This window comes from Dactylosporangium sp. NPDC000555 (assembly GCF_040300025.1).
Classification (GTDB): Bacteria; Actinomycetota; Actinomycetes; order Mycobacteriales; family Micromonosporaceae; genus Dactylosporangium.
In genome coordinates this window covers 1-1,589 of sequence record NZ_JBEPDB010000201.1, presented here as the reverse complement: position 1 = coordinate 1,589, position 1,589 = coordinate 1, and the positions used below count along the sequence as shown (strand labels likewise).

At 69.4% G+C, this 1,589-nt stretch carries 1 protein-coding gene; it reads left to right on the top strand.

All coding sequences use genetic code 11. The features are described from left to right. Window positions 1–1,589, top strand: a 1,589-nt coding sequence (locus tag ABT297_RS43005; RefSeq protein WP_350559985.1) for a beta-ketoacyl reductase, incomplete at both ends; no start/stop codon positions are given.

Genomic DNA, 1,589 nt, shown 5'->3' with positions numbered 1-1,589 from the left:
ATCACCGACCCCCACCAACTCCAAAACCTCATCAACACCCTCCCCAACCTCACCGCCGTCATCCACACCGCCGGCACCCTCCACGACACCCCCCTGCACAAACTCACCCCCGAAAACCTCCACCACACCCTCACCGTCAAAGCCCACACCGCCCACCACCTCCACCAACTCACCCAAAACCACCCAATCACCCACTTCATCACCTACTCCAGCCTCACCGGCACCATCGGCAACCCCGGCCAAACCGCCTACGCCGCCGCCAACGCCTACCTCGACACCCTCACCACCCACCGACACCACCACCACCAACCCGCCACCTCCATCGCCTGGGGACCCTGGCACCTCAGCACCGGCATGACCGCCCACCTCACCACCACCGACCACCACCGCATCACCACCACCGGCACCACCCCCCTCACCACCACCCACGCCCTCCAACTCCTCGACACAGCCCTCACCACCACCACACCCACCCTCATCGCCGCCAACCTCAACCCCACCACCCTCCACCGCGCACGGGTCCGGCGGCGCGCGGGCGGGCTGGCCGGGCTGCCGGCGCGAGAGGTGCCGCAGGCGGCTCTGCGGCTGGTCCGGGAGCAGGTGGCGGCGGTTCTCGGGCACACCGGTGCGGCGTCGATCGACGCGGACCGGCCTTTCACCGATCTCGGGTTCGACTCACTGACCGCCCTGGAGCTGCGCAACCGGCTGGCTGCGGCGGCCGGTCTCGCCCTTCCTGCGAGCCTGGTCTTCGACCACCCGAGCCCGCAGGCGGTGGCGGATCACCTCACCGGCCGACTCACCGCCCGCGGTGCGACGGTCACGGCAACGGCAACCACTCGTACGGACGAGCCAATCGCGATCGTGGCGATGGCCTGCCGGCTGCCCGGTGACGTGTCGACCCCGGAGCAGCTGTGGCAGATGCTGGCCGACGGCCGCGACGCGATCGGCGACTTCCCCACCAACCGGGGCTGGAACCTGGACCATCTGTTCCACCCCGACCCCGACCACGCCGGTACCAGCTATGTGAGCCGGGGCGGCTTCCTGCACGACGCCGACCGGTTCGACCCGGAGTTCTTCGGAATCAGCCCGCGGGAGGCGCTGGCCACCGACCCGCAGCAGCGGTTGCTGCTGGAGACCACCTGGGAGGCGCTGGAACGGGCAGGCATCGACCCGCACAGCCTGAACGGGACGTCGACCGGGGTCTTCACTGGGCTGATGTACCACGACTACGCCGGGGGCAGCGCGCCGAACGGCTACGAGGGGCAGCTGCTCACCGGTGTCAGCGGCAGTGTGGCGTCGGGCCGGATCGCCTACACGTACGGGCTGGAGGGTCCGGCGGTCACGGTGGACACGGCATGTTCGTCGTCGCTGGTCGCGATCCATCTCGCCGCGCAGTCGCTACGCAGCGGTGAGTGCAGCCTGGCACTGGCCGGCGGGGTCACGGTCGTCGCCACCCCGAATGTCTTCATCGGCTTCTCCCGGCAACGGGGACTATCACCCGACGGCCGATGCAAAGCATTCGCCGACAACGCCGACGGCACCGGCTGGGCCGAAGGCGCCGGCATGCTCCTACTGGAAAAACTCTCCGA